The organism is Nocardia sp. XZ_19_231 (genome assembly GCF_015355705.1).
Lineage (GTDB): Bacteria > Actinomycetota > Actinomycetes > Mycobacteriales > Mycobacteriaceae > Nocardia > Nocardia salmonicida.
The window spans coordinates 588,135-612,800 of the sequence record NZ_JACUZI010000003.1; the positions used below are offsets into that span (position 1 = coordinate 588,135).

The 24,666-nt window shown below is 67.1% G+C and carries 20 protein-coding genes and 1 tRNA gene; 6 read left to right on the forward strand and 15 right to left on the reverse strand.

What is annotated here, in order from left to right:
- Window positions 1–10: 10 nt before the first annotated feature.
- A complete protein-coding gene (locus IBJ82_RS16010; protein WP_194826701.1) occupies window positions 11–763 on the reverse strand; it encodes an isocitrate lyase/phosphoenolpyruvate mutase family protein in 753 nt (250 codons plus the stop codon).
- A 33-nt stretch (window positions 764–796) separates the two neighbouring features.
- Window positions 797–1,282: a redox-sensitive transcriptional activator SoxR gene (gene soxR, locus IBJ82_RS16015; protein ID WP_056813892.1), complete on the reverse strand. Its 486-nt coding sequence runs from the start codon at window positions 1,280–1,282 to the stop codon at window positions 797–799.
- A gap of 153 nt (window positions 1,283–1,435) precedes the next feature.
- Here soxR and arcA point away from each other — a divergent pair, with 153 nt between their 5' ends.
- On the forward strand, window positions 1,436–2,677 hold the full coding sequence (gene arcA, locus IBJ82_RS16020) for an arginine deiminase (protein ID WP_194826702.1): 1,242 nt from the start codon (window positions 1,436–1,438) through the stop codon (window positions 2,675–2,677).
- Window positions 2,674–3,039 (forward strand): GntR family transcriptional regulator, encoded by a 366-nt coding sequence (locus tag IBJ82_RS16025; RefSeq protein ID WP_370585331.1) that lies wholly within the window; start codon window positions 2,674–2,676, stop codon window positions 3,037–3,039. The genes arcA and IBJ82_RS16025 overlap by 4 nt, the downstream gene beginning before the upstream one ends.
- A 10-nt stretch (window positions 3,040–3,049) precedes the next feature.
- On the opposite strand, the gene IBJ82_RS16030 is transcribed toward IBJ82_RS16025, so the two are convergent.
- Window positions 3,050–4,654, reverse strand: coding sequence for a dolichyl-phosphate-mannose--protein mannosyltransferase (locus tag IBJ82_RS16030; protein WP_370585332.1), 1,605 nt, complete (start codon window positions 4,652–4,654; stop codon window positions 3,050–3,052).
- Between the two features lie 167 nt (window positions 4,655–4,821).
- Between IBJ82_RS16030 and rsmI the strand changes: the two genes are divergently transcribed.
- On the forward strand, window positions 4,822–5,676 hold the full coding sequence (gene rsmI, locus IBJ82_RS16035; RefSeq protein ID WP_370585366.1) for a 16S rRNA (cytidine(1402)-2'-O)-methyltransferase: 855 nt from the start codon (window positions 4,822–4,824) through the stop codon (window positions 5,674–5,676).
- 16 nt (window positions 5,677–5,692) lie between these two features.
- Here rsmI and IBJ82_RS16040 read toward each other — a convergent pair whose 3' ends face one another.
- The 5 genes from IBJ82_RS16040 to IBJ82_RS16060 all read right to left on the reverse strand — a co-directional run bounded on the left by IBJ82_RS16040 (window position 5,693) and on the right by IBJ82_RS16060 (window position 12,137).
- Entirely contained in the window at window positions 5,693–6,820 is a 1,128-nt protein-coding gene (locus IBJ82_RS16040) for a glycosyltransferase (protein WP_194826704.1), read from the reverse strand.
- A gap of 73 nt (window positions 6,821–6,893) precedes the next feature.
- Window positions 6,894–8,711 (reverse strand): bifunctional diguanylate cyclase/phosphodiesterase, encoded by a 1,818-nt coding sequence (locus IBJ82_RS16045; RefSeq protein ID WP_194827180.1) that lies wholly within the window; start codon window positions 8,709–8,711, stop codon window positions 6,894–6,896.
- 68 nt (window positions 8,712–8,779) lie between these two features.
- The gene (locus IBJ82_RS16050; protein ID WP_228537146.1) at window positions 8,780–10,948 is read right to left on the reverse strand and encodes an Rv1355c family protein; all 2,169 of its coding nucleotides are present in this window, start codon (window positions 10,946–10,948) and stop codon (window positions 8,780–8,782) included.
- A 308-nt stretch (window positions 10,949–11,256) separates the two neighbouring features.
- On the reverse strand, window positions 11,257–11,697 hold the full coding sequence (locus IBJ82_RS16055) for an AraC family transcriptional regulator (protein ID WP_194826705.1): 441 nt from the start codon (window positions 11,695–11,697) through the stop codon (window positions 11,257–11,259).
- Entirely contained in the window at window positions 11,694–12,137 is a 444-nt protein-coding gene (locus tag IBJ82_RS16060) for a GyrI-like domain-containing protein (protein ID WP_194826706.1), read from the reverse strand. Before IBJ82_RS16060 ends, IBJ82_RS16055 begins: the two co-directional genes overlap by 4 nt.
- 190 nt (window positions 12,138–12,327) lie before the next feature.
- On the opposite strand from IBJ82_RS16060, the gene IBJ82_RS16065 reads away from it, so the two are divergent.
- Window positions 12,328–14,625, forward strand: a complete 2,298-nt coding sequence (locus IBJ82_RS16065; protein WP_370585333.1) for a hypothetical protein — start codon at window positions 12,328–12,330, stop codon at window positions 14,623–14,625.
- A gap of 170 nt (window positions 14,626–14,795) precedes the next feature.
- Here the strand turns inward: IBJ82_RS16065 and IBJ82_RS16070 are convergent, their stop codons facing one another.
- On the reverse strand, window positions 14,796–15,722 hold the full coding sequence (locus IBJ82_RS16070; RefSeq protein WP_370585334.1) for an alpha/beta hydrolase: 927 nt from the start codon (window positions 15,720–15,722) through the stop codon (window positions 14,796–14,798).
- A gap of 325 nt (window positions 15,723–16,047) precedes the next feature.
- On the opposite strand from IBJ82_RS16070, the gene IBJ82_RS16075 reads away from it, so the two are divergent.
- Window positions 16,048–17,532: an MDR family MFS transporter gene (locus IBJ82_RS16075; RefSeq protein ID WP_194826707.1), complete on the forward strand. Its 1,485-nt coding sequence runs from the start codon at window positions 16,048–16,050 to the stop codon at window positions 17,530–17,532.
- 69 nt (window positions 17,533–17,601) lie between these two features.
- Here the strand turns inward: IBJ82_RS16075 and IBJ82_RS16080 are convergent, their stop codons facing one another.
- The 6 genes from IBJ82_RS16080 to IBJ82_RS16105 form a co-directional block, all read right to left on the reverse strand.
- Window positions 17,602–19,191: a glycosyltransferase family 39 protein gene (locus IBJ82_RS16080; protein WP_194826708.1), complete on the reverse strand. Its 1,590-nt coding sequence runs from the start codon at window positions 19,189–19,191 to the stop codon at window positions 17,602–17,604.
- 520 nt (window positions 19,192–19,711) lie between these two features.
- Window positions 19,712–19,784, reverse strand: a tRNA-Ala gene (locus IBJ82_RS16085).
- A 97-nt stretch (window positions 19,785–19,881) separates the two neighbouring features.
- Complete coding sequence (glpR, locus tag IBJ82_RS16090) at window positions 19,882–20,889, reverse strand: gephyrin-like molybdotransferase receptor GlpR (RefSeq protein ID WP_194826709.1); 1,008 nt, start codon at window positions 20,887–20,889, stop codon at window positions 19,882–19,884.
- Window positions 20,890–21,025: 136 nt separating this feature from the next.
- The gene (locus IBJ82_RS16095; RefSeq protein ID WP_056816118.1) at window positions 21,026–21,676 is read right to left on the reverse strand and encodes a GNAT family N-acetyltransferase; all 651 of its coding nucleotides are present in this window, start codon (window positions 21,674–21,676) and stop codon (window positions 21,026–21,028) included.
- A gap of 12 nt (window positions 21,677–21,688) precedes the next feature.
- Complete coding sequence (gene glp, locus IBJ82_RS16100) at window positions 21,689–22,948, reverse strand: gephyrin-like molybdotransferase Glp (protein WP_194826710.1); 1,260 nt, start codon at window positions 22,946–22,948, stop codon at window positions 21,689–21,691.
- Window positions 22,949–22,985: 37 nt separating this feature from the next.
- Window positions 22,986–23,912 carry a UTP--glucose-1-phosphate uridylyltransferase gene (locus IBJ82_RS16105; RefSeq protein WP_194826711.1) on the reverse strand — a complete coding sequence of 309 codons (927 nt, stop codon included), beginning with the start codon at window positions 23,910–23,912 and terminating at the stop codon, window positions 22,986–22,988.
- 154 nt (window positions 23,913–24,066) lie between these two features.
- Here IBJ82_RS16105 and IBJ82_RS16110 point away from each other — a divergent pair, with 154 nt between their 5' ends.
- Complete coding sequence (locus tag IBJ82_RS16110) at window positions 24,067–24,666, forward strand: 5-formyltetrahydrofolate cyclo-ligase (protein WP_228537314.1); 600 nt, start codon at window positions 24,067–24,069, stop codon at window positions 24,664–24,666.

The following is a 24,666-nucleotide window of genomic DNA, read 5'->3' on the forward strand; positions in this document are numbered from 1 at the left end:
CGGCCCGGCGTTATTTCCAGGCGGCCAGCAGGTTGGTCGCTTCGGCGCCCAGCGCGGCCTGCAGGAACGGGCCGAAGCTGATGCGGGCTACACCGAGTTCGGCGAAGTAGTCCTTGGCCGGGGCGCCCGGCTGGCCGATCGCGTTGACCGGCAACGGCAGCTCGGTGGTGAGCCGGCGCAGATCGGCGTCGGCGTGCTTGCCCACGGGGTACAGAACGTCGGCGCCCGCTTCGGCGGCCAGGGTCAGCCGGGCGATGGCGCGGTCGAGGCGGTCGGACTCCTCGCCGTCTTGACGCACGAACAGGTCGGTACGGGCGTTGACCACCACATGCACGCCCGCCGCGTCGGCGGCTTCGCGCAGACCGCGGACCAGGTCGGCGTGTTCGGCGGGCGATCGCAGGCGCTTGCCCTCACTGTGGACCGTGTCCTCGATATTGAGGCCGACGGCGCCCGCGGCGAGCAGGCCGTCGATGAGCTGCAGCGGTTCGAGGCCGTAGCCGGATTCGATGTCGACCGAGACCGGAAGCTCGACGGATCCGGTGACCTGGGTGACGCGCGCGAGGAGCTCATCGAAGCTCATGCCCTCGCCGTCGGCGCGACCGATCGAGTCTGCGACCGGATGGCTGCCCATGGTCAATCCCGAAAAACCAGCGGCTACAGCGACATTCGCCGACCACGCGTCCCACACCGTCGGCAACACCACCGGATTTCCCGGACGGTGCAGTTCGAGCAGAGTCTTCGCCTTGGCATCCAGAGAAGTCATACCAGCGATGATGCCCCAGGCATCCGACAAGAGCTAGACGCAGCCGGATTTGGGCGGGCAGTTCAGCTGGACATCGAGCACACGCGCGCCGGGGCCCTCCGCGCCGAGGCGATCGTGCTCGTTGACGAGCTTGCACGAGCCGAGCGAGAGGCAGCCGCAGCCGATGCAGCCGGTCAGGTTGTCGCGCAGGCGCACCAGCTGAGTGATGCGATCGTCGAGATCTTCGCGCCACGTGGTCGACAGGGTTTCCCAGTCGCGACGGGTGGGCGTGCGCCCCTCGGGGAGGCGATCCAGTGCCGAACGGATCTCGCTGAGCGGGATGCCCACCCGCTGCGAGATGCGAATGAAGGCGACCCGACGCAATGTCTCGCGAGAATATCGACGTTGATTGCCACTGGTTCGACGGCTCGATATGAGACCTTCGCGTTCGTAGAAGTGCAACGCGGACACTGCAACTCCACTACGATCGGAAAGCTGCCCGGGGGTCAGCTCCTTCGTTTGCCAATCGGCCATCGTCATCTATAGCTCCTCCCACTACCACCTAAACAATACTTCAGGTATTCGTGTCGTGTACGAAAAATGGGCGGAACACGTGTCAGGGGTGAGCACACCGTGGCCGAACCCAGCGCGTTGCGGCTCGCAGACACGCCGTCCTCGCATTACGGTTTGCCAATGGGAACCGCCCCCGACTCGCGTCTGACCGTCACCTCCGAGGTCGGCCAGCTACGGACGGTGCTGCTGCACCGCCCTGGCGCAGAACTACGCCGTCTCACCCCGAGCAACAACGATCAGCTGCTTTTCGACGGAATCCCCTGGGTCGAACGCGCACAAGCCGAACACGACGCCTTTGCCACCGTACTGCGCGACCGCGGCGTAGAAGTGCTGTTGTTGGCAGATCTGCTGACCGAAACCCTCAGCGCCAGTGGAGCAGCCAGGATCCAGGGCATCTCGGCGGCGGTCGACGCCCGCAGGCTCGGCCACGGCCTGGCCGACCAGCTCGCCGCCGAACTGCGCAAATTCGACGCCCCCGCACTCGCCGACATCCTGATGGCCGGGATGACCTTCGACGAGCTGCCGTTCGGCCCCGACGCCACCTCACTGGTGCGGCGCATGCACCACGGCGGCGACTTCGTGATCGATCCGCTGCCGAATCTGCTGTTCACCCGCGATTCCTCGTTCTGGGTCGGTCCGAAGGTCGCGATCACCTCGCTGGCGCTGCCCGCGCGCAGCCGCGAGACCTCCATCACCGATCTCGTCTACGCGTTCCATCCGCGCTTCCTCGGCGTGCGACGGGCCTACGAATCGCATACCGCGCCGATCGAGGGCGGCGATGTGCTGCTGCTCGCCAAAGGCGTTGTCGCCGTGGGCGTCGGCGAGCGCACCACGCCCGCGGGCGCGGAAGCGTTGGCGCGCAGCCTGTTCGACGACGATCTCGCACACACCGTCCTGGTGGTGCCGATCGCACAGAATCGGGCGACCATGCATCTGGACACCGTCTGCACCATGGTCGACACCGACGCGGTGGTGATGTACCCGGGAGTGCGGAAATCCTTGGAGGCGTTCACGATCCGCCGCGAGGACGGCTTCTCCGGACGCGGTGACCTCGAACGTATCAGCATCAGCGGTCCCGAGCCCTTCCTGCCCGCCGCCGCCAAGGCGATAGGCATCCCGAAGCTGCGCGTGATCGACACCGGCCGCGACGGACCCGACGCCGAACGTGAACAGTGGGACGACGGCAACAACACCCTCGCCCTCGAGCCAGGGGTGGTCGTGGCCTACGAACGCAACGAGATGACCAACTCGCGCCTGACCGAGGCGGGTATCGAGGTCCTCACCATCAGCGGCTCGGAGCTGGGCTCCGGCCGCGGCGGCCCCCGCTGCATGTCCTGCCCGCTGTCCCGAGACGAGGTGTGAGCACCGTGTTCCACGTCGAGCTGTCCACTGATTCCACCCAGCCGCCCTACGAGCAGTTGCGAACAGCCGTGATCGAACAGGTCCGCGCGGGCACGCTCACCGCGGGCACCAAGATTCCCACGGTCCGCGCGCTGGCCGCCGACCTCGGCATCGCCCCCAACACCGTCGCCCGCGCCTACCGCGAGCTGGAAGCCGACGGCGTCCTCGAAACCCGTGGCCGCCAGGGCTCTTTCATCGCCTCCTCCGGCGACCCGACCCGCGACATAGCCAGCCGCGCCGCCGTCGACTACGTGACCACGATCCGACGACTCGGCCTCGACGACGCCGACGCGATCGAATTCGTCCACCGCGCCATGGACTGACTACCCGGCGTTACCGCCAGCTTGGCAGCCAGAGGTGGTCTTGCCAGTTCTGCGGCGTGATCGCCTGACCTGTGAGGATCGGCCACAGCCAGACGAAGTTGGCGATCACCACGCCGAGATAGATGCTCACGATCAGCAAGCCGAGCGCGTAGCGCTCGTTCACCGGGGCGGGCAGATAGGTGCCCGTGGGACTGCGCGGCAGCCCCGCGGGTCTCGCCGATCCGAGGATGTCACCGAGCGCCAGCGCCATCCCCATCACCAGGAACGGCGCGAGCACCACCGCGTAGAAGAAGTACATCTGCCGGTCCAGCGTCAGGAACCACGGCAGCAGCCCGGCGCCGTAGCCCACCAGCACCGCCGCGTAGCGCCAATCGCGGCGCACGATCGAACGCCACACCATCCAGCCGATCAGGGGCAGCGCCAGCCACCACAGCGCGGGCGTGCCGACGGCCATCACGGCCTTCACGCACTGCGCTTCGCCGCAACCGGTGACCGTGCCGTCGGCGTAGTAGTAGAGCATCGGGCGCAGGCCCATGGGCCAGGTCCACGGCTTGGATTCCCACGGATGGTGATTGCCCGCCGAATTGGTGAGGCTGGAATGGAAGTCGAGGGTCTCGCCCTGGTAGTACCAGAGCGAGCGCAGCGCGTCGGGCAGGAACGCGAACGTGCCACCGCCGCCGACCTGATTGCCCACCGCGTACCGGAACACTCCGTTCTCGCTGGCGAACCACGCCCAGTACGAGGACAGATACACCACCAGCGGAATCACCACCAGCGCGTACAGCGCGGGCCCCACGTCGCGGATCATCGTGCCGAGCCACGGCCTGCGCACCCCGTACGCGCGGCGCGCACTCACGTCGAAGGCCACGCTCAGCAGGCCGAAGAACATGATGTAGTAGATGCCCGACCATTTGGTGCCGCACGCCAGCCCGAGCAGCACTCCCGCGCCGAACCGCCACCAGCGCACGCCGAGTCGCGGGCCCCAGTCCGAGACGCCGACCCGGCCTGCCAGATCCGCGCGAGCCATGCGCTCGCGGACTTCGTCGCGGTCGACTATCAGACAGCCGAAAGCGGCGGTGACCAGCAGCGACATGAAGATGTCGAGCATGCCGATACGCGAGGAGACGAAGGTCAGCCCCTCGGCGATGAGCAGCACTCCCGCGAAGGCGCCGATCAGGGTCGACCGTGCCATCCGGCGCACGATCCGCACCACGAGCAGCACCAGGATCGTGCCCGCCAACGCCGCGGTACCGCGCCAGCCCCACGCGTTGTAGCCGAAGATCGCCTCGCTGATGGCGATGAACTGTTTGCCGACGGGTGGGTGTACCACCAGGCCGTAGGCGGGGTTGTCCTCCACACCGCCGCCGGTGACCATCTGCCAGGCCTGTGGGGCGTAGTGCTTTTCGTCGAAGACGGGGGTGCGCGCATCGGTCGGATAGTTCAGGTTGACGAACCTGGTCAGCGCGGCGATGAAGGTGAGCACCGCGGTGACCAGCCAGCCACGCGCGGTGTCGAGCGGGCCGAAATCGGCGGCCGGGCGCCGCGGCGCGGGACTCACCAACGCCGACACCGGACGCGACGGGGGCATCGCGCGCTCATCGGTCACCGGGATCACGCCCCGATCGTAGGCGGTACGCCCACCGAAGTCCGACCCGACACTGTGCCCCCTCGTTTCCCCACCTACGCGCGCACAGGGCTCGCGCGCTCGCCTGACAGAATGGATCGGGCGCCATCTGCTCATCGCACGCACCGCTCGCCGTACTGATCGCCTGCGGCCCCAAAATACCGGAGAGGCGGGACAACACTGTGTTGGTCTTAGCGGCAACCCCCATGGGCGATATCGGCGACGCGTCGCAGCGACTGCGCGACGCGCTCGGTTCGGCCGACGTGGTCGCCGCCGAGGACACCCGCCGCACGAAATCACTCGCGAAGTCGCTCGGCGTCGAGATCACCGGCCGCATCGTCAGTTTTTACGACCACGTGGAAACCGCCCGCATCCCCGGTCTGCTCGACGATATCGCGAGCGGCTTGACCGTCCTGCTGGTGACCGACGCGGGCATGCCGTCGGTGAGCGACCCCGGCTACCGACTGGTCGCCGCCGCCGTCGAACGCGATCTCCCGGTCACCTGCCTACCCGGTCCCTCCTCGGTCACCACCGCGTTGGCCCTGTCCGGCCTGCCGGTGGAACGCTTCTGTTTCGACGGCTTCGCCCCGCGTAAGGGCGGTCAGCGCCGAGAGTGGCTGCGCACCTTGGCCTCCGAACAACGCGCCATCGTCTTCTTCGAAGCCCCCCACCGCCTCGCCGATTGCATGACCGACGCGGTCACCGTCCTCGGCCCCGACCGCCGTGCCGCCATCTGCCGCGAACTCACCAAAACCTACGAGGAAGTCGTGCGCGGCACCCTCGGCGAACTGGCCGCCTGGGCGGCCGACGGGGCCCGCGGCGAGATCACCGTGGTTCTCGAAGGCTCCCAACCGGTTTCGGCCGAGCCCGCCGAATTGGTCGACGAGGTCGAGACCTTGGTGGCCGGTGGAATGCGACTCAAGGACGCCTGCGCCGAAGTCTCGGCAGGCCGAGGCGCCTCCCGTCGCGAGCTCTACGACGCCGTCCTGGCCGCCCGGTCCGCCGAAGCCTGACCGCGCTGCCGGGGCCTCAGCGCCCCAGCACCGCGAGCATCCCCGCGACCGCGCGCGGCCAGCCGAACTGTTCGGCACGGGAGCGGGCGGCGAGGCGGCGGCCGGAGGTCGGCATGGCCAGGACGTCGGTGACGGCTCGGGCGAAGGCTCGGGGTCGGTCGGCGGCGATGGCTCCGCATTCGGCGGTGACGATGTCGGCGAGCGCCGAGGAACGGCTGGCCACTACCGGGGTTCCTGCGGCCAATGCCTCCAGGGCCGCGAGGCCGAAAGTTTCGTGCGGGCCGGGCGCCAGTGAAACATCTGCGGTGGCAAGGAGTTTCGCCACCATCGCGCGGTCGTTGATGAAGCCGGTGAAGTGGACCGCCGGTTCACCACCGGGCAGGGCGGGCAGGGTGCGTGCGCGGCGTTCGAGTGATTCGCGGCGGGGGCCGTCGCCCGCGACTACCAACCGGGCCGGTACCCCGGCTCGGTGCAGGGCGCCGACCGCTTCGATGCTGCGGTCCACGCGCTTCTCCACCGACAGTCGTCCACAGTGCACCAGCATCGGATGTCCGGCGACCCCGAGATCGGCGCGCAGGCCGAGGTCACGGCGGCGTGGACTGAACAGGTCGAGGTCGACGCCGAGCGGTACCAGTTCCACGTTCGGCGCACCGATCCGCAGGAACTCCTCGCGCGCGAAATCGGTGGTGCACACGACCATGTCGTAGTCGGCGGCCGTGCGCCGGTTGGCCACATCGGCGCAGCGGCGCGCGGCGGGTCCGGGCAGGAACTGGCCGAGCAGCCGGTCGAGGCGCTCGTGCGAGATCATCACGCTCGCTACCCCTCGACGCCCCGCCCACCGGCCGAAACCGCGCAGCGTGAGCCGGTCCGACACCTCGAGCACATCCGGCGACAACCCGGACAACACATCGGCCACCCGCCGCGGATCAGCCGCCCGATAACCACCGGTCCACGGAATCCCCAACGCGGGCAGCGTAATTCGCAGCGCGCCCGTGGGCAGCACCTCTTCCGAACGACGCGACCCCGGCACGATCAGCACCACTTCGTGCCCTGCCGCCACATATCCCTCACCCAGGTGGTGCAGGGCAGTGCGCAACCCACCCGATCGCGGGCCATAGAAATTGGCTAGCTGCACGATGCGCACCCGCCGATCGTCGCGCCGCGCGGGTTACCTAGGGCTCCCGCCCGAGGAACGAAAGGTGAACAGCGTCGAAAGATCAGCTCGGTGCCACGCCGCGGCCCGCGCGTGGCAGATCGAGATCGAGCGGGATGCGACCCTCCCGTAACTGTGCCTCGACTTCTTCGGCGGGCATGGGCCGTGCGATCAGGAAGCCCTGCGCGCGATAGCAGCCGAGGCCGACGAGCGTGCGGGCCGCCATCGCCGTCTCGACGCCCTCGCCGACCACGCCGAGGCCGAACGAACCGGCAAGTCCGATAATCGATTTCACGATCGCCAGGTCGTCGTTGCTGTCGCCGAGTCGCTGGACGAACCCGCGGTCGATCTTCACCGCGTCCACCGGCAGCGCCTTGAGATGCGACAGTGAGCTGTAGCCGGTGCCGAAATCATCGATGGCGATCTGCACGCCCATTCGCTTGAGTCCGCGCAACGTGAGCCGGGTGCGTACCAGGTCTTGCACCACAACGTGTTCGGTGATCTCGAGGCAGACCGAACTGCCGTCGATGCCGAACATGTGCAGGACATCCTCGATTCGTTCGACGAAATCCGCCGAAACCAGCTGCACCGGAGAGACATTGATCCGGATCACGACATTCGAGGCCAGGCCGCGCCTGCGCCAATCAGCGAACTGTGAACAGGCGGAGCGGATTACCCACCGGCCGAGTTCGCCGGCCAGGTTGGTGGCCTCGGCGACCGAGACGAACGCGCCGGGCGGCAACAGCCCGCGGGTGGGATGCTGCCAGCGCACCAGCGCTTCCAGCGCCACGATCCGGCCGGTGCGCAGGTCGACCTCGGGTTGGTAGTGCAGCACCAGCGACCCATCCGACACCGCGGTGCGCAGGTTGAGCTCCACGTCGTCCTGCAGTTCGAACTGCGCGCGCATCGCGTCGGTGAACACCGCTACCCCGTTGCCGCCGCCGGCCTTCGCCGACAACAGCGCGTGATCGGCGCGGCGCAGCACATCCGACACCGAGGTCTCCCCCGGAATGCCCAGTGCGACACCGACACTCACACCCCGACTCACCGATTCCTGCCCCACCGAGACGCGGCGGCCGATCAGCTCCTGGATGCGGGTCGCCTCTAATTCGGCGGCGACGGCGTCCATCGGCATCGCGGGCACGATCACGAACTCGTCGCCTCCGAGCCGGGCGATCATGTCGGTGGGTTCCAAATTCTGGCGCAATCTGTGCGCCAGGGTGCGGATGAAGTTGTCGCCCGCGCTGTGGCCGAGGAAATCGTTGAGCGCTTTGAGCCGGTCCAGGTCGAGGAAGAAGGTAGCGATCGGGCCCTGGTTGCCAGCCTGCAGCCGCTGCTCCATGTATTCGAGCAGGGCGCGGCGATTGGCCAGCCCGGTCAGGTCATCGTGCAGGGCGATGTAGCGAAGCTGTTCCTCCGCCACCACGCGTGCTTGCAACTGCGCGAACAAAGCGGCGATCGCCTTGAGGACGTTGAGCTCCCGGTTGCTCCACGCGCGGTCGCCCATCTTCACGAAGCCGAGCACGCCGGTCGACTCGCCGCGCGAGACCAGCGGCACGCAGGCCATGGCCACCTCCGGGATGCCCGAGGACTTGCGGATCGTCTCCTGATAGTCGGCGCTGTCGGTCCCGGGCCGCACGACCAGCGGTTCGACGGCGTATTCGAGCACCCGGAAGACCGAATCGGCGTGCTCGAATTCGACGACGCGCAGCGGATCGGGATCTGGGATATCGGCGCGAGGTGGCCATTCCGCGATGAGGACGGTCGCACGCCGCGCACGGTCGGTGTGGCGTAAATAGCTCACATCGACATCGAAGTGCTCGACCAGGGCGGCGAGCACACGCTCGCTCACCGCCACCATGGTCGTGGCGTCGACACCCATCAACTCGGAGGCGACCTGTGTCACCAGTGAGTCGAGCGTTTGCCGAGGCACATTGTCTCCGATCCGCGCTATCCGTCGTTGCTACTGCCGGGCACCGGCACAGTCCTACTGCCGGGCACCGGCAACCGTCGACTGCGAACGCTCGCAGCCGCGGCGTAGCTCAGACGAAGAACCAATGCCACGTTCTCATCCTCAGGGATTTCCAGCAGGTCCAGGAAACGTCTCTGAATGCTGGCAAGTGTATCTGTGAACTCGGGAGAAACGCTGCGCAAATCATCCCGCCGGTCGGCATAGAGGAACACCGGCGACACCGGCTGCACCGCCAGACCCAGCAGGTGCGCACGTAGCCACACCCTTTCCACCGCGGCACCGGCCCGTGCGTAGTCGGCCAGATCCGGTCCGCCGTCGCGGACAGCGAAGGTGATCGCCACCAGCGCGGAGCTGGCCCGCACTCGATCGACGGTGAACTCGCCCAGTGCCGAACCCGCCGACCACTCGCGTAACCGATCCATGACATCGGTGCGGCGCCCGACCTGCATCTTCGCCAGTTCATCCGGGGCCGGGTCGAGCGTGCGCACGTCGATCCCGGTGGTCGAGTCCTCGCCCGGCCACCGCAATTCGGCGTAGAGCTCTTCGTGTAGCTGGGGGGTGAGGTAGCGGACGCGATCGCTGGCGCCGAGCAGCAATGCCGCCTCGGCCAGCGCGTCGGCGTGGGTGATCGCGCGCACGCTCGCCCGCTCGGCCGCCGCGGCGTCGGCCAGCGCGGGCAGGACCGATCCCGGCAGCGGCGTCGTGACGCCGAGGCGGCGGTTGGTGTGTCTGGCGAGCGCGAGCGGATAGTCGGCGGCGAGGTCGGGATCGGTGCCCGCGCGCAGCCGCAATCGGGCGATCAAGGGGGCCGTCGGGTCGTCGACGATCAGTTCCTGGTCGGCGAGCAAGCCGTGTGCGGCAGCGGCCGCGCGGGCGTTGTGCAGTGCGGCGCCCACCGCGACGGCGCTGCCACGCAGCTGCACGTCCATAGCGGTGGTCACAGCGGGGTCGAGGGCGAGCTCGATCGTGGAGGTGTCGCCGCGCAACCGCCACGGCTGGACGTTGCCCCCCGACGGCGCGCGCTGGGCGCAAGCGAGAATCGCCTCGACCGGGTCAGCGGGCGGCGGTTCGACGGGATCGTCGACGACGGCGTCGATGCCGTCGTCGAGATAGCCGGGCTCGGCGAGGGAGTCCAGGGTCGCCTCCAGATCGACGCGGGTCCGGCCGGAGGACAACTTGGCGCCGAGCCCGATCCGGCGAACGGCCGCGGTCACGATCGCGGCGCCCAGCTGCACGTCACTGCCGAGTTGTGGCCAGGTGGTGATCGTTTCACCGATCTCGGCAAGACTGGCCGCCATCCGCGACGACAGTTGTCCCGGGTCGAGAATCCGCAGCACGTGCGGCGCCTTGGCCTTGGTGTCGAGGCCGGCCAACTGCTCGCCGGTGGTCGCGCCGAGCAGTCCGTGGAAGGGTTCGCGATCAGGTTCGAGGTCGTATCGCTCGACGTCGAACAGCCCACGGTCACTGGTCTCCATCAGCAGCGGGATCCGGTGCCTGCGCGCGGCCTCGCGGACCGCGAATTTGATGTCGAGGGAATCGCATTCCTCCACCACTACCGAGAGCCCGTCGAGGAACTCGTCGACCGTGTCGGCCAGCACGCCCTCGGGCCAGATCTCGACCGGCAGGAAGGGGTCGAGTTCGGCGATTCGGCGCGCGGTGACGACGGACTTGTTCACGCCGACATCGAACAGTCCGCCCGGCACCCGATTCAGATTCGACAGTTCGATCGTGTCGAAGTCGGCGAGGCGAAGCAGCCCGCAGCCGCCCTCGAGCGCGAGGGTGTAGGCGATCGAGTGGCCGACGCTCTGCCCGACGACGCCGACGACCAACTGGGCGAGGCGCTGTTGTTCGCCGCTGGTGAGTTTGTTGCGGTTACGGTCCGAGCGGATCGCCCGGAACGCGGCAGGCCCGAGGATCGCGACCAGCGCGCGCCGCCACGGGTAATAGACCCAGCGTTCCTCGGCGGGGTCGATCCCGGGCGGCAACCCGGTCAGCCGAGCCAGTTCAGCACGCAGCCCCGCGCGCAGGTCATCGGTGCGCATTTCGGCTCGGCCTGCCAGCTGCCGCAGGGTTGCCGCGTCGGTGGGGTCGGTCGGATCGAGGACGAGGGGGCGATGATCCATCGCCGGATATTCGGGGTCGGTCATGGAGCGAGCCGACCCCACACCCGGAGCACCTCGACCGATTCGGTGCGACGGTGAATGCTCCGCAACCTCACTCCAGCCCGCATAGCTTCGTCAGCCATCGTGTTCCTACTCCGTGCTCAACGCCTGCGCGCGGTCGGCGTCCTTCCGATGCCAACTCGTGCAGTATCCGTCATTCCGAAGGAATCCACCATACGAGTGGCTAATTTTCCGGTAACCTTCTGAGCCAGTTGAAATAAACCCAGGTCAGAGCGGGTGAAGGCACGAAAGGTGAATGAATGAAGACCGATCGGTTCGAATTCGGCTAACTTTCAGCTATCGACAGTGATCGACACGAACAATTCCACCGTGTCGGGGCCGTGCCACACTTCGATCTCCTCGCGGTAGGCGCGGGAGATCTCGGCCGACGCCGTCGCGTCGTCGACCTGGGCCCATACGTCTTCCACCGGGTCGTGATAGTCACCGTTGGGCGCGAAACGGGCGAAGATGCCCTTGGGGACGCGCAGCATGAGATCGCCCACCGGCACGTCGGCCGGAGTCGCGTATTCGCGCGCGACCAGCGCGTTCCAATTGCCCGCCGGATCGGGGACGTAGACCGTGTGCAGCGGTTCGCCGGCGCCGGACCGGTCGCGCAGTCGGTCCTTGAGGAACTCGATCAGATCGCTGTTGCTCACTTTGAAGCTCGGATGCACCCGGGGCACGGCCAGGCCGCCGTACAGCGCCGCGCCACGGACCACGATCGAATACGTCATCGCGGGTCGACCGCCAGGTACAGCTCGATCTTGTAGGCGTGCGGGTAGCACTCGAAATCGCCGGTGAAGGTGCGCTTGATCTGGTTGTGCTCCTCGGCGTAGGCGATCTGGGTCCACAGATCCGTCATCACCTGCGGGAAATTGCCGACCGAGGAGAAGCGCGCGTAGGCACCGCGCGGCAGCCGAGCCGCCAGATGTCCACGAGTCACCTGGTCGAGCGATTCACACTGATAACCCACGATCTGGGTGTTGTAGGTGCTCAACTCGCCGGTGTAGTCGGTATAGGCGCTGGCCAGTGGCCCGCCGAGATCCTGATGCAAGACCGCCGACCATGCCGCTTCGAGGTCACGGTCGCGCAGCTCACCGAGTGCGCGTTTGGGACTGCGAACCGGAAGACCGGCCACCCAGGTCTCGTCCCGCTCGACGATTTCGAACTGCAATTGACGACTCTCTCGAAGGGTCCTGCTCGGGTTGCGCAATGCTATCAAACCCCACCCTAACCATATCTGAGCTGGACAAATGTCCACCATCGCCGAATGGATGCCTGGCGCTATTGTTCGATTCATCTCCGTGCCCTAAGCTCCCGCGCTCGTGTGGGTACGCGCGGCGCTGGAACCGCGAAAACAAGTCGTGCGTTGGGCCGGTGTCGTCATCGCGGCCGTGCTGGTCGGATATCTCGCTGTGCTGCTGGGGGATTCGCGGCACTTCTACACCGACGACACCGAGGCGCAATACGTGCCGATGTGGCAGTTGCTCGGTACCGAATTGCGGGCGGGCAGATTCCCGGCGATGGTGCCATGGGAATGGATGGCGGGCAATTACAGCCTCGAAGAGGCCGGGCTCTACAACCCCGCGCAGTTGCTGGTGTACCTGCTGGCGCCCTCGTTCGACAATCTCGCGCTGTACGCGACCGCCGTGAAATTCGTGTTCTCGGCGATCGCCGCGCTCGGCGTCTTTCGCATCTGTCTGGCCTACGGCGCCCGCGCGCCATGGGCGGCGGTCGCCGGAGTGGCGTTTCCGTTCAGCGGCTGGTTCCTGTTCTTCGACGAGGCCAGCTGGTTCACCTCGCAGACCGGCACGGCCTGGCTGGTGCACGCGTGGGCCTCCGCGGTGCTCTACGCACGAGGGCGGACCGGACCGATTCCGCTGTTCGTGTTCCTGTACCTCACGCTGACCGTCCAATACGCCTTTCCCGCCGTCGAATCCGGGTTGATGATCGCGACGGTCGCCGCGGGTGAGTACCTGCACCAGCGTCGGTGGGCACCGGTATTGCGCCTGCTCACGGCATCCGGGCTCGCGGTGCTCGCGTCGATGATCGCCAATCTGCCGGTCCTGCTGTCCTCACAGGCCACCTGGCGCGGTGACGTATCCACCATCCACAACGACCCGTTCCTGACCGTGCCGTGGTCGGAATCGCTCAATGCCAGCCTGCCGAGCACCGTGCCCGCGTTCACCGCGTGGTGGGGGCATGTGCAGCCGCTACCGATGGTCTACATCGCGTGGTTCGTGATTCCCGCGCTCGCGTTCATCGACTGGAAGGCCGCCGCGCGCACCGCCGCTTCCTGGAGCGGGATCGCGCTGTTCGCGGTGGCGACCCTGATGTGGACGGCCGGGCCGGGCGCGATCGGTCCGCTGCGGTGGCCGGCGCGAGTGTTGCCGATGCTCGCGATCGCGCTGCTGGTGCTGGTGTGTGTGCTGATCAGTCGCTACGGGGCTTTCGCGTCGTCGCGGCGGCGATACGCGGCGGCGGGCGCGCTGATCGCCCTGCTTTTCATCCGATCGTTCTCCGCCGCACCGAAACTCGTCGAACGGCATGCCCTCGCGGTGTTCGTGGTGGTCGGTCTCGGGGCCGGGGTGGTGTGGCTGGCGCGCACGCGCGGGATCGCCGCCGCGGCGGCGTTGACGATTGTCGCGACCTTCCCGATCGCCTACGTCCAGGTGGCGTCGGCGCCGCGGACCCCGATGTCGTACGGCTTCGCCGAGCAGCGCTCGGACATGACCGACGCGTTCCCCGATTTCGACGGGCGCACACTGCAATTGGCGGACCGAATCTTGGTGCGCGACGAAGAGCGAACGCTCGCAGGCACTTACGGCTCCATCGCACTGGGCAGCTACGCCAAGAACCTGGGGCTGCAGTACGTGAACGGGTACACGCCCGTGGGGCACGCGGCCTTCGCAGGCTTGCTATGCATGGCATGGGACGGCGGCACCTGCCCTGACGCGTACAGGAGGGTCTTCGCTGTCGAACCGTCGACCGACACCCCGATCGTCGATTTGATGCGGCTGGATCGCATCGTCCTGCAGCGCAGTCAGTATCCGAACGCAGGAAACGACCCGGCCCCCGCAGGCTGGAAGTTCGTCCACTACCCCGGTCACGAACACCAGATCTGGGTACTGGAACGAGTGAACCCACTGCCCTCCCCCGGCGACCTGATCGCCCATGAATCCGGCGTCCACGCCACCGTCATGCCCGAAGCCGGCCTCACCAACCGCGCCACCGTCTCATCCGGGACCGGCGGCCGAATCGTGTTGTCCCGCCTGGCCTGGCCCGGCTACACAGCCACTCTCGGCAACAGCGAAATCCCCGTTCGAGCAGTCGCGGGAACCTTCGTCGCGGTGGACATTCCCCCAGGTACCCGCAACGCGACCCTCACCGTCACCTGGCGACCACCCGGCCTGTCCATCAGCCTCACCACCGCCCTGCTAGCCCTGATCGGCATCGCGTTGCTGCAGTGGATGTTCCGCCGCACCCGCCAGAACAACCCACCAGAAACCCCCGAACCCCAACCCTCGACCAATCCTCCGAACCCCCAACTGGTCACCGCGTTACACACCCCACCGAACCCATACCCCACACTCCCGACCACACACCCCACCCCAGCCGATCCCTGCCGTCAACAACCCACCCACCGCACTCCCGACCCCTAGGGAGGGACGGCCACGAAGTGGCCGGTCCGCGGCCGGGCCGCCGGTTAGACGCCGTTGCGTACGCGACGAAGGAGCAAGCAACGGCGTCTAACCGGCGGCCCCTTGGGGCCGCGGACACGCGCGCGCCAGCGCGCCAATAAACACAGCGTCAAACCATCCGGGACTACTTCTCACCCGATAGCGGCAGCCAAATGCGGCCAAGCCTCATGCAAGTCAGCCTGGAACTGCCCCCAGGTATGCGACCCGGTCGGCCGATGCACATGCACAGCCGGAATCCCCAACTGCCCCAACCGCCCCGCGAAAGCAGCCGTACACGCCCCCGCGAGAGTCTCGATCGGCGGCATAGGCAAACCCCGATCCTGCGCACCGGGAAACCCCGTCGCCGCGGACAGGAAAACAGCCTTACCCGCGAGCCGCCCCGCGTTGGCGAAGACATCGTGCTCCTGCCACCCCGGCCCACCGGGCAGCCCCCACATGTTCCCCGGATTCCCACCGCCACGCACAGCCTGCGCGCTGGCCATCGCGATCCCCATCGGATCCGAAGCCCACGGGCAACCACTCAGCGCCGCCACTGCGGAAAACCGAGAACCACTCTGAATCGCCAGATCCAGGGCCGAGGACGCGCTCATCGACACACCGGCGATGGCATTGCGCCCACTCGTCTCGAGCGCGCCGTCGATCACCCCGGGTAACTCCTGCGTCAGATAGGTCTCCCACCGCACCCGACCCACGCCGGGGTCATCGGAAATCCAATCGGTGTACAGCGTGAAAGCGCCACCGACCGGCATCACCACATTCACGAACTTGTCGGCGAAGAAGGTGCGTACGTCGGTGTTGTCCCACCACGAGATCCCGTCCGCCCCGCCACCGGCCCCGGTGAGCAGATACAACGTGGGCGCCCCGGCCCCCGCCGCCTTGATCACCTTGTTCTGGATCACCCGCCCCATAGCGGGCGAGTACACATCGATCTGCGCGGACCTGCCACCCAGCGGCGCCTCGCCCGCCACATAGGCCCCCGGATCGGCTGATGCCTTCGCACCCCCGAGAGCGGCAACAATCGCGCACACCACAGCAAGCCACGTTCTCGATGCAGTCACCTAACCGGTATACCCCGCATTTCGGGCGCCACTCCGGGAAACACACCGGCGCGCCGTGCATCGAAATCGGGCAGTGACCAGGCTCACCATCCAGCCCGAGATTCGCTTCGATATCCCCGGGACCTGGGATTTTCCGCGCTTCCCCGCCGGCGTGAATCCGAAAAACCAGGTGATTTGTGTCGTACCCGCCCGGAATACTGACCGGCGCCCGATGAGTTGGACCGACGGAATCCGTCTTCTCTCTTGTGGTGCCGGGACGTCGTCGACTCGGCATCGGGCCACAGCTCACGCCCCGCCGTACCCATGTCCTCCGGAGGTTACCCCGATGCCAGCCGATCTATCCACGCCGATGACGAAGGGCAAGACACCGACCGTCATCCGCGTGCTGGTGCTCGCGACCTTCGTCGTCATCCTCAACGAAACCATCATGATCAACGCGATTCCGCGGTTGATGAGCGATCTCCACGTCACCGAGGTCGCCGCGCAGTGGGTCTCCACCGCGTTCATGCTCACGATGGCCGCGATCATTCCCACCACCGGCTGGTTCCTGCAGCGGGTCACGACCCGGCAGGCCTACGCGGCCGCGATGGGCGTGTTCATCGCGGGCACCGTGATCTCGGCACTCGCGCCGACGTTCGCGGTGCTGCTGATCGGCCGCGTCATCCAGGCAGGCGGCACCGCGGTGATGATGCCGCTGCTGATGACCACTTTGATGACCGTCGTGGCGGAGAAGGACCGTGGGAGCGTGATGGGCAACGTCACCCTGGCAATCTCGGTCGCGCCCGCCATGGGTCCGGTCATCTCGGGTCTGATCCTGCAGATCGACATCCCCGGCATCGACTCGTGGCGACTGCTGTTCGTGGTGATGCTGCCGATCGCCGGTCTGGTCACCTGGCTGGGTCTGCGTCAGCTGGAGAACGTCGGCGAGCCGCAGCCGGGCACGCTCGACCTCCCCAGCGTGGCGCTGGCGGCTCTCGGCTTCGGCGGACTGGTGTTCGGGCTGAGCAAATTCCACGGTGACAGCTACACCACCGCGGCACTGATCACCGCCAGTGGTGTCGCGCTGATCGCGGCGTTCGCGCTGCGTCAGATCAGCCTGCAGCGCAACGGAACCCCGCTGCTGGATCTGCGCGTCCTGCTGCAGGGCACCTACACCAAGGCTCTGGTCCTGATGTCGATCGCGTTCCTGGCGATGATGGGCTCGATGATCCTGCTGCCGCTGTACCTGCAGAACCTGCGCGGTCTGAGCCCGCTGGAGACCGGCCTGCTGGTGATGCCGGGTGGTCTGGCGATGGGTCTGCTCGGCCCGACCGTCGGCAAGCTGTTCGACAAGTTCGGTGGACGCCTGCTGGTGATCCCCGGCTCGATCGGCATCGCGGCCTCGCTGGCCGGTTTCACCCAGATCTCGATGGACATGCCGTACTGGCAGCTGCTCGGCCTGCACATCCTGCTGATGGTGTCGCTGGCCGCGACGTTCACTCCGGTGTTCACCCTCGGCCTGGGCGCACTGCCGATGCACCTGTACTCGCACGGCAGCTCGATGCTGGGCACCATCCAGCAGGTGGCGGCCGCCTTCGGTACCGCGCTGGTGGTCACCGTCATGTCGGCCCGCAGCACCTCGCTCATCGACGAGGGCACCCCGCCTGCCGTCGCCACCCTCGACGGCATGCGCCTGGCCTTCCTGATCTCGGCCGCCCTGGCCCTGGTCGTGATCGCCATGGCGGTCCTGCTGCCGAACCGTGGGGCGACCGACCCGCACGCCGCACCCGTGCAGGACGAGGCGGACGAGCCGGAGCTGGTCAAGAACTGACCTCCCGGATCGAACGACGAACCCCCCGGCCGCCTTCGCGGCCGGGGGGTTCGTTTGTGTCGTCCTCGCTCAGCGCGTGGGTCGGGTAGTGGTCCGACCGTCTCGCCAGAGGCCGAGATCGAAATACAGCGTGGTCATGGAATCCCATATGGTCGACCACTGCTGCTTCGGGCCCTTGCAGACCCAGACCGCGGTCATGCGGTCGATACCGGGAATGCCCATGGGGTCGTCGAGGTGGACTACGCGCTCCACCTCGGTGAAACGGGTGCGCAGTTCGTGTTCGGCGGTGTCGAGTCCGACGTAGACCACCGATGTCGCCGAGTCCGGCGGCGGGCCGAAGAACCCGAAGCCACGGCTCGGGCTATACGTGGCGGGCAAGCCGTACTGCCTGCCGAACTGTTCGACGGCACCTGCTTGCGGATAGCCCTGCGCGACGATGACGGCATCAGCCTTTTCCGCAGGCGTCAACGTGAGGTAACCGTCGTTGACCGCGGACACCATCAATGACCAATTGGTGTTTCCGAAAAATGCCGTCCGGAGTCCGAGGTCGATCGCATCCTCGGCCTGCGTGCGCCAATTTGGCGCGAGGGGTATCACCGTGAGCGTCACGACGGTCGTCAGCACCGAGATTCCGGCGATCGGAACCAGCGCCAGATTCATCCACCGTTTCCGGTCGTACTGCCAGAGGCCGACTGCGCCGAAGGCGAACATGGCGGGAAAGAGGCCGCCCGGGTAATAGGGCCGTCCATGCGTGATCATGACAAATGCGGTCATGATCACAAGTGCCACCGCGATAAATCGATACGGGCGCAGCGACTCCTGTTTGAAAGCCGCCCAGAGTCCGATTGCGAGCAGCAATGTGCCCAGGATGCCGGCGAGGATGGGAAACTGCGGAAGGAATCCCACCGGACCGTAACCGGTGGCGTCCTGCTCGGCTCCGATGACCGCGCCCATAGCCAGCTGTGGCCAATTGTGTTGGGACTGCCAGTAAAGAATCGGGATCAGCGACGAGGCGAGGATGCCGGTCGCCACCCACAGTGCGGGGCGGCGCAGGATGTCGCGGGGGCCGCACAGGATGACTGCCATGCCGAGGCACGCCCAGACGATGGGGATCATCCACTTCACTTGCATATCCAGGGCGGCGACCAGTCCGGCTACGACTATCAGCCAGTCCTGGCGCGTACGAACCCAGCGAATGAACAGCCAGGTGATCACGGCCGTGAAGGTCGCATCGAAGGAGAACGTGCTCAGCACGACCTGATTGGCCGCCAGCCCCGACAGCGCGTACGCGGCCGCGGCGAGCATCTGAACGCGGTGGCTGCCCCGGAGTTCGTAGGCGATCAGTGCCGCCACGACTACCGCACCCACACACATCAGGACGGCCGGGAAGCGAAGGACCGTCACCGATCCCGGTGCGAGCTGGTCGGCGATCCACGCGAACATGGGCACCACCACGCCCTGATCGGCGTAGGTGTAGTCCAGTCGCCGTCCGGCGGAGAGAAAATAGAGTTCGTCACCGAAGTAGTCGTATCGGCCCGCCGTTGCCGTCAGTGCGATCGCGGCGATCGAAGCGATCAGCGCGACGCCACGATACGCGAACGACGGATGGGTATTCGGTATTTCTTCGGGCTCGGTACGAACCTCGATAACCGCTGTCATGAACTGCCTCTGACGCTTTCCAACAGACGTGTTCGACGCCCCTCCCGTTGGTGGCGTCACATCTGTTCGCTGGTGAAACGATTCCTCCCCGGCAGCGAACTTGGTGAGCGCGGGCGCTCGCGGTCCTGCGCGGATCATGTGATTTACCGGAACGTTACTGCCATTCAGCAGGGTCCGCAAATGCATTGACCTGCACGGTAATAGCCATTTTTGGTGTATCGGCTACCACTTGGTCAGCGTTACCGATGTGACCGGTATTACGGTTTATATGGTTTGCGAATAAGTTGAATCCACTGCTGTACAGCAAAATGAAGCTTTCACAATGAAATTCGACATGTACCGTCACCTGGAATCAATAAGACGATTACTCACCAGTAAATATTGATCAATGGATCGTGCCATAAAAATTGGGGGCATGCGATTTCTCGCTGTCGCGCCTAAAGTACGCGCCGCAGCGAAGGGGGCTGATGTTCGCCAGGCACAGAAAAAGGGCCCGGTCGGTGACCGGGCCCTTCTGGGGTGGAGCTAAGGGGAATCGAACCCCTGACCTTCTCGATGCGAACGAGACGCGCTACCAACTGCGCTATAGCCCCGTGCGGCCCTGGCGAACCGCGCTGTGACACTGTATCAGGGGTTGCGCCCCGATACCGAATCGGTACTCTGACCTGCTGATTTGCGTGGTTGCACCAGTTACTCGCCGACGGCTTGACCGAGGTCTTCGACCCGGTTGCGGAGTGCGCGAGAAGTGGCCGGATCGAAGATTTCGAGGAACTCGAACCTCGGGTCCTCGTCGTCGGTGTCGAGCAGGGTGGAGCGGCGGCGCAGGGCGCGTGCGGTGTCGCGGTCCATGGTGCGCCGGGTGGTGGCCGCCTCCGGAGTGGCCTCCGCGGCCTCCTGGCGCTTGCCGCGGGTGAGGCGGGCCGCGCGCCTGCGGCGGATCTCCTCCTCCAGGTGGACCTGCTTACGCAGGTAGGCGAGATAGCCCGCGAGCACCGCCGCCGACAACCCGCACGCCCACCAGAACATCGAGTTGAGCAGCAGTCCGAACGCGGCGAACAGGATCATGCCGACGATCAGGCCCATGACCGCGCGCTGACGGAAGCCGTAGCGGGCGGCGCGGGCGATCGCGTCGGCCTCGGGGTCGTAGCCGCCGCGCCCCCGACGCGTCGGGGTGAAGTCGTCGTCATCGTCGAATTCGGCGTCCTCGGCAACGAGGTCGTCGAGTCTGGCCGGCGGGGCGGGTGGGATGCGCGCGGCGACGGGTGGGTCCTCGTCGACGTCCGCCGAGAGTGGCTGCGCCGCAGCGTCTTCTGTCTCGTCGTCGTCGGGATCGGCTGTCGCGGTGGGGTCTCCGATGTCGTCGGCGTCCACCTCGGCTTCGGCTGCCTCGAGTTCGACTGCGGGGGTCAACTTTTCGTCGTCATCTTCGGTGACGGGCTCTTCGGTCGTCATCCGATCCTCCGAATCAGTTCGGTGGGAGCGCTTGCGAAGCACACGGGGTCGGTAATCGGGGTCACTCTCGTGACCGCCCGCCGCGCCGATGCGGATCCGTCGTTCGGCCCCGCCACGGTGCAGCACGCGTGTGGCGAGCGCGGCATCGGTGGTGCGGCGGATCCGGGGATGCCGGTCCGCCAGGATCGGGAACAGGACGAAGACCCACAGCACCACCAGTCCGATCCACAGGATCGAATTCGGCATCGCGGTCATCACCTCCCGTCCCCACCTACGTGTTGTCCCTCTGTGGACGCACCACTGACGTCCGTAGGTTAATTCGGGCAGACGCGCCCGTGTGGCAGGCGCGCCGTGCACACCTGCCACATGAGTAACAGAAATTTCACGGCAGCGCCGCTCGACCCTCCCTGACCAGGCGATCTACCACAGTGCCCATAACCTCTTCGACGGTCAGACCGACCAGTAGGTGATCGCGCCACGCACCGTCGACATCGAGGTAGCGGCGCAGCAGGCCCTCTTCCCGGAAGCCGACATTGCGCAGAACCGCCTGGCTGGCAAGATTTTCCGGCCGCACCGTCGCCTCGACGCGATGCAGGCCGACCGGTCCGAAGCAGTGGTCGAGGCCGAGCGCGAGCGCGGCGGTCGCCACCCCTTGACCGCCGAGATCCTTGGCCACCCAGTACCCGATCCAGCCCGAGCGCAGCGCGCCGCGAACGACGTTGCCGATGGTCAACTGACCACTGAACTGCCCGTCGACCTCGATGACCAGCGGGATCATCGCCCCGCGCCGGGCCTCGGCCTTCAGACTCGTCCACAGCGACGGCCAGTTCGACGCGTGATTGCGCGCCTCCCAGCTGCCGCGACCGGTCGGTTCCCAGCGCTCGAGGTGGTCGCGGTCGCGCAGCCGGATCCGGCTCCACGCGGCGGCATCACGAAAGCGCACCGGTCGCAGGGTCACCTTGCCGCCCGCCACCATTACCGGACCGAGCCGAGCGGGCCAGCCGGGATGCTGTCCGGCCCGGAATACGTTCATGGATTCCATTTTTCAGCCGCGCTGCGCCAAGAACGCGACCTGCACTTCGTCACCGGTACGGAAATCGGTGTCGTCGGGTTCCACCACGATCAGGCTGTTGGCCTCGGCGAGGGACACCAGCAGATGCGAGGAGCCCGCGTTGCCGTTGCCGAGCGGCTGCACCAGGTAGTCGCCCGTCGTCTCGTCGCGCAGCAGTTGCGCGCGCAGGTAACCCTTACGGCCAGGCAAGGAGGTGACGGGAGTGATGGTGCGCGCGCTCACGATTCGACGCATCGGCTGACGGCGGCCCAGCGCGATCCGGATCAGCGGGCGGACCATCACCTCGAACACCACAAGGGCGCTCACCGGATTCGCGGGCAGCAGGAAGGTGGGCACCTCGTCGCGCCCGAGCCGTCCGAAACCCTGCACCGAACCCGGGTGCATCGCCACCCGGTCGACCTCGAGTTCGCCGAGCCCGTCGAGCGCCTCGCGGACCTGATCGGAGGCCCAGCCGCCGACCGCACCCGCGATCACCACGACCTCCGAGCGCACCAGCTGCCCTTCGACCACGTCACGCAGTCGGCGCGGATCGGCGCTGACGATGCCGACCCGGTTCACATCGGCGCCCGCGTCGCGCGCGGCCGCCGCCAGGGCATAGGAGTTCACGTCGTAGACCTGGCCGGGACCGGGCGTGCGGTCGATGTCGATCAACTCGCCACCGATGGAGATCACCGACAGGCGCGGACGTGGATGCACGAGCACCTTGTCCTGGCCGACCGCGGCGAGCAGGCCCACCTGGGCCGCGCCGATGATCGTGCCCGCCCGTACTGCCACGTCACCGGGCTGCACGTCGTCACCGATGCGGCGGACGTAGTCGCCCGAGCGCACCGCCTCGAACACCTTGATCCTGGCCCGCCCACCGTCGGTGAACTCCACCGGCAGCACCGCGTCGGCCAGGGTCGGCAGCGGCGCGCCGGTATCGACCCGGACGGTCTGGCGCGGCTGCAGTCGGATGGGCTGGCGTGAACCGGCCACCACCTCGCCGACCACCGGCAGGGTGAGGTCGATCAGCTCACCCTCCTCGTCGCGCACATCGGTGCCCGCGGCGGTGACGTCGACGCTGCGCACCGCGTACCCGTCGATGGCGGCCTGATCGAAGCCGGGCAACGGCCGTTCGGTGACGACGTCTTCCGCGCACAGCAAACCCTGGGCTTCGGAAATCGCCACCCGGACCGGCCGGGGTGCGACCGCAGCCGCGGTGACCTTGATCAGCTGATCCTCAACCGAGCGCATCGAGCTCCTGAATCTATGGCGGTGTACCTGACCGCGTTTACGCGACGGGCGACTGCGGATCCCACTCCGGACTGAGCCGGAACTTCAGCCACTCGCGCAGTTGCGGGCCGTATTCCTCCCGCTCGAGAGCGAAATCCACAGCAGCTCGAAGATAACCGCCCGGGTTGCCCAAGTCGTGGCGCGACCCACGGTGGACCACCACATGTACCGGATGACCCTCGGCGATCAGCAGAGCGATCGCATCGGTGAGCTGCAGTTCCCCGCCCGCACCCGGCTCGATCCGGCGCAGTGCGTCGAAGATCGCCCGGTCGAGCAGATAGCGGCCGGCAGCGGCCAGGGTCGACGGCGCGTCGGCCAGATCGGGCTTCTCGACCATGCCCTTGACGCGCAGCACGTCGGTCTCGGCTCCGTCGGCGCATTCCTCGACGTCGAAGACACCGTAGGCGCTGACCTGGGATTTCGGCACGTCGATGGCGCACAGCACGGAGCCACCGCGCTCACGGCGGACCCGGCTCATCGTCTCGAGCACGCCACACGGCAGCACCAGATCGTCGGGCAGCAGGACGGCGATGGCCAATTCGTCGTCGTCGAGGACGGCTTCGGCCTGGGCGACCGCGTGGCCGAGGCCGAGCGGCTCCTCCTGTACGACCGAGGTCACGTCGAGCAGCGCCGGGGCCTTGCGAACCTTCTCCAACAGCGCGAACTTCCCGCGCTCGGCCAGGGTGCTCTCCAGCACCAGGTCCTCGACGAAGTGGGCCACGACGCCGTCCTTGCCCGGCGAGGTCACGATCACCAGCCGGTCGGCGCCGGATTCGGCGGCCTCGGCCGCGACCAGCTCGATACCGGGGGTGTCGACCACCGGCAGCAACTCCTTGGGCACCGTCTTGGTGGCAGGCAGAAACCGCGTCCCGAGTCCGGCCGCGGGTACCACCGCAGTGCGGAAACCGGAAGTCTTGTCTGTCATGCGCATACCCTATCCATTCAGTGCCGTCCGATCGCCTCCTCGCGACGATCCGGCGTCGGCAAGAGCTTAGGCGTACCTCCGCCTTCGCTCCGGCCGTGCGCGAAAGACCTCGGATCGCTGCGCGCCTGTGCAGACTATGGTGGTCGCTGTGGAGATGCCCGGTGAGCGCACGAAATATGCGTGGCGCGGCGAGATCCTGGCCACTCGCGCACAAGTGGAGCCCACCGAACACGCCGTCGACGCGGCCGCGCTCGCATCCTCGGCAGCCCGCCTGGCCGCGCCCGACGATGTCGTGTGCGCCTACGTGCCCATCCGCGGCGAACCCGGCGATCTGCGCATGCTCGACGCGCTGCGCGCGCGTGGCGCCACGGTGTTGCTGCCGGTGACCGGCGAGCCAGGTCCGCTGAGCTGGGCACGCTACGAGGGCGCGGATTCGCTGCGCAAGGCCCGCTACGGCCTGCTCGAACCGGCCACCGAGACGCTGCCGCCCGCCGTGGTGGCCGAAGCAACGACGATCCTGGTGCCCGCCCTCGCGGTGGATCGACGCGGCGTGCGGCTCGGGCGTGGTGCCGGGTATTACGACCGGACGCTCGGTGCGGCCCGCGCTGACGTGCGCCTCATCGCCGTAGTACGGGATGATGAACTGGTCGACCTGCTTCCCGAGGAACCGCACGATCGGCGAATGGGTTGGGTACTCACCCCGGGTGGCGGGCTGCAACAGCTGGGCCGCGACCTCCCCGTTTCGCCGGAATGA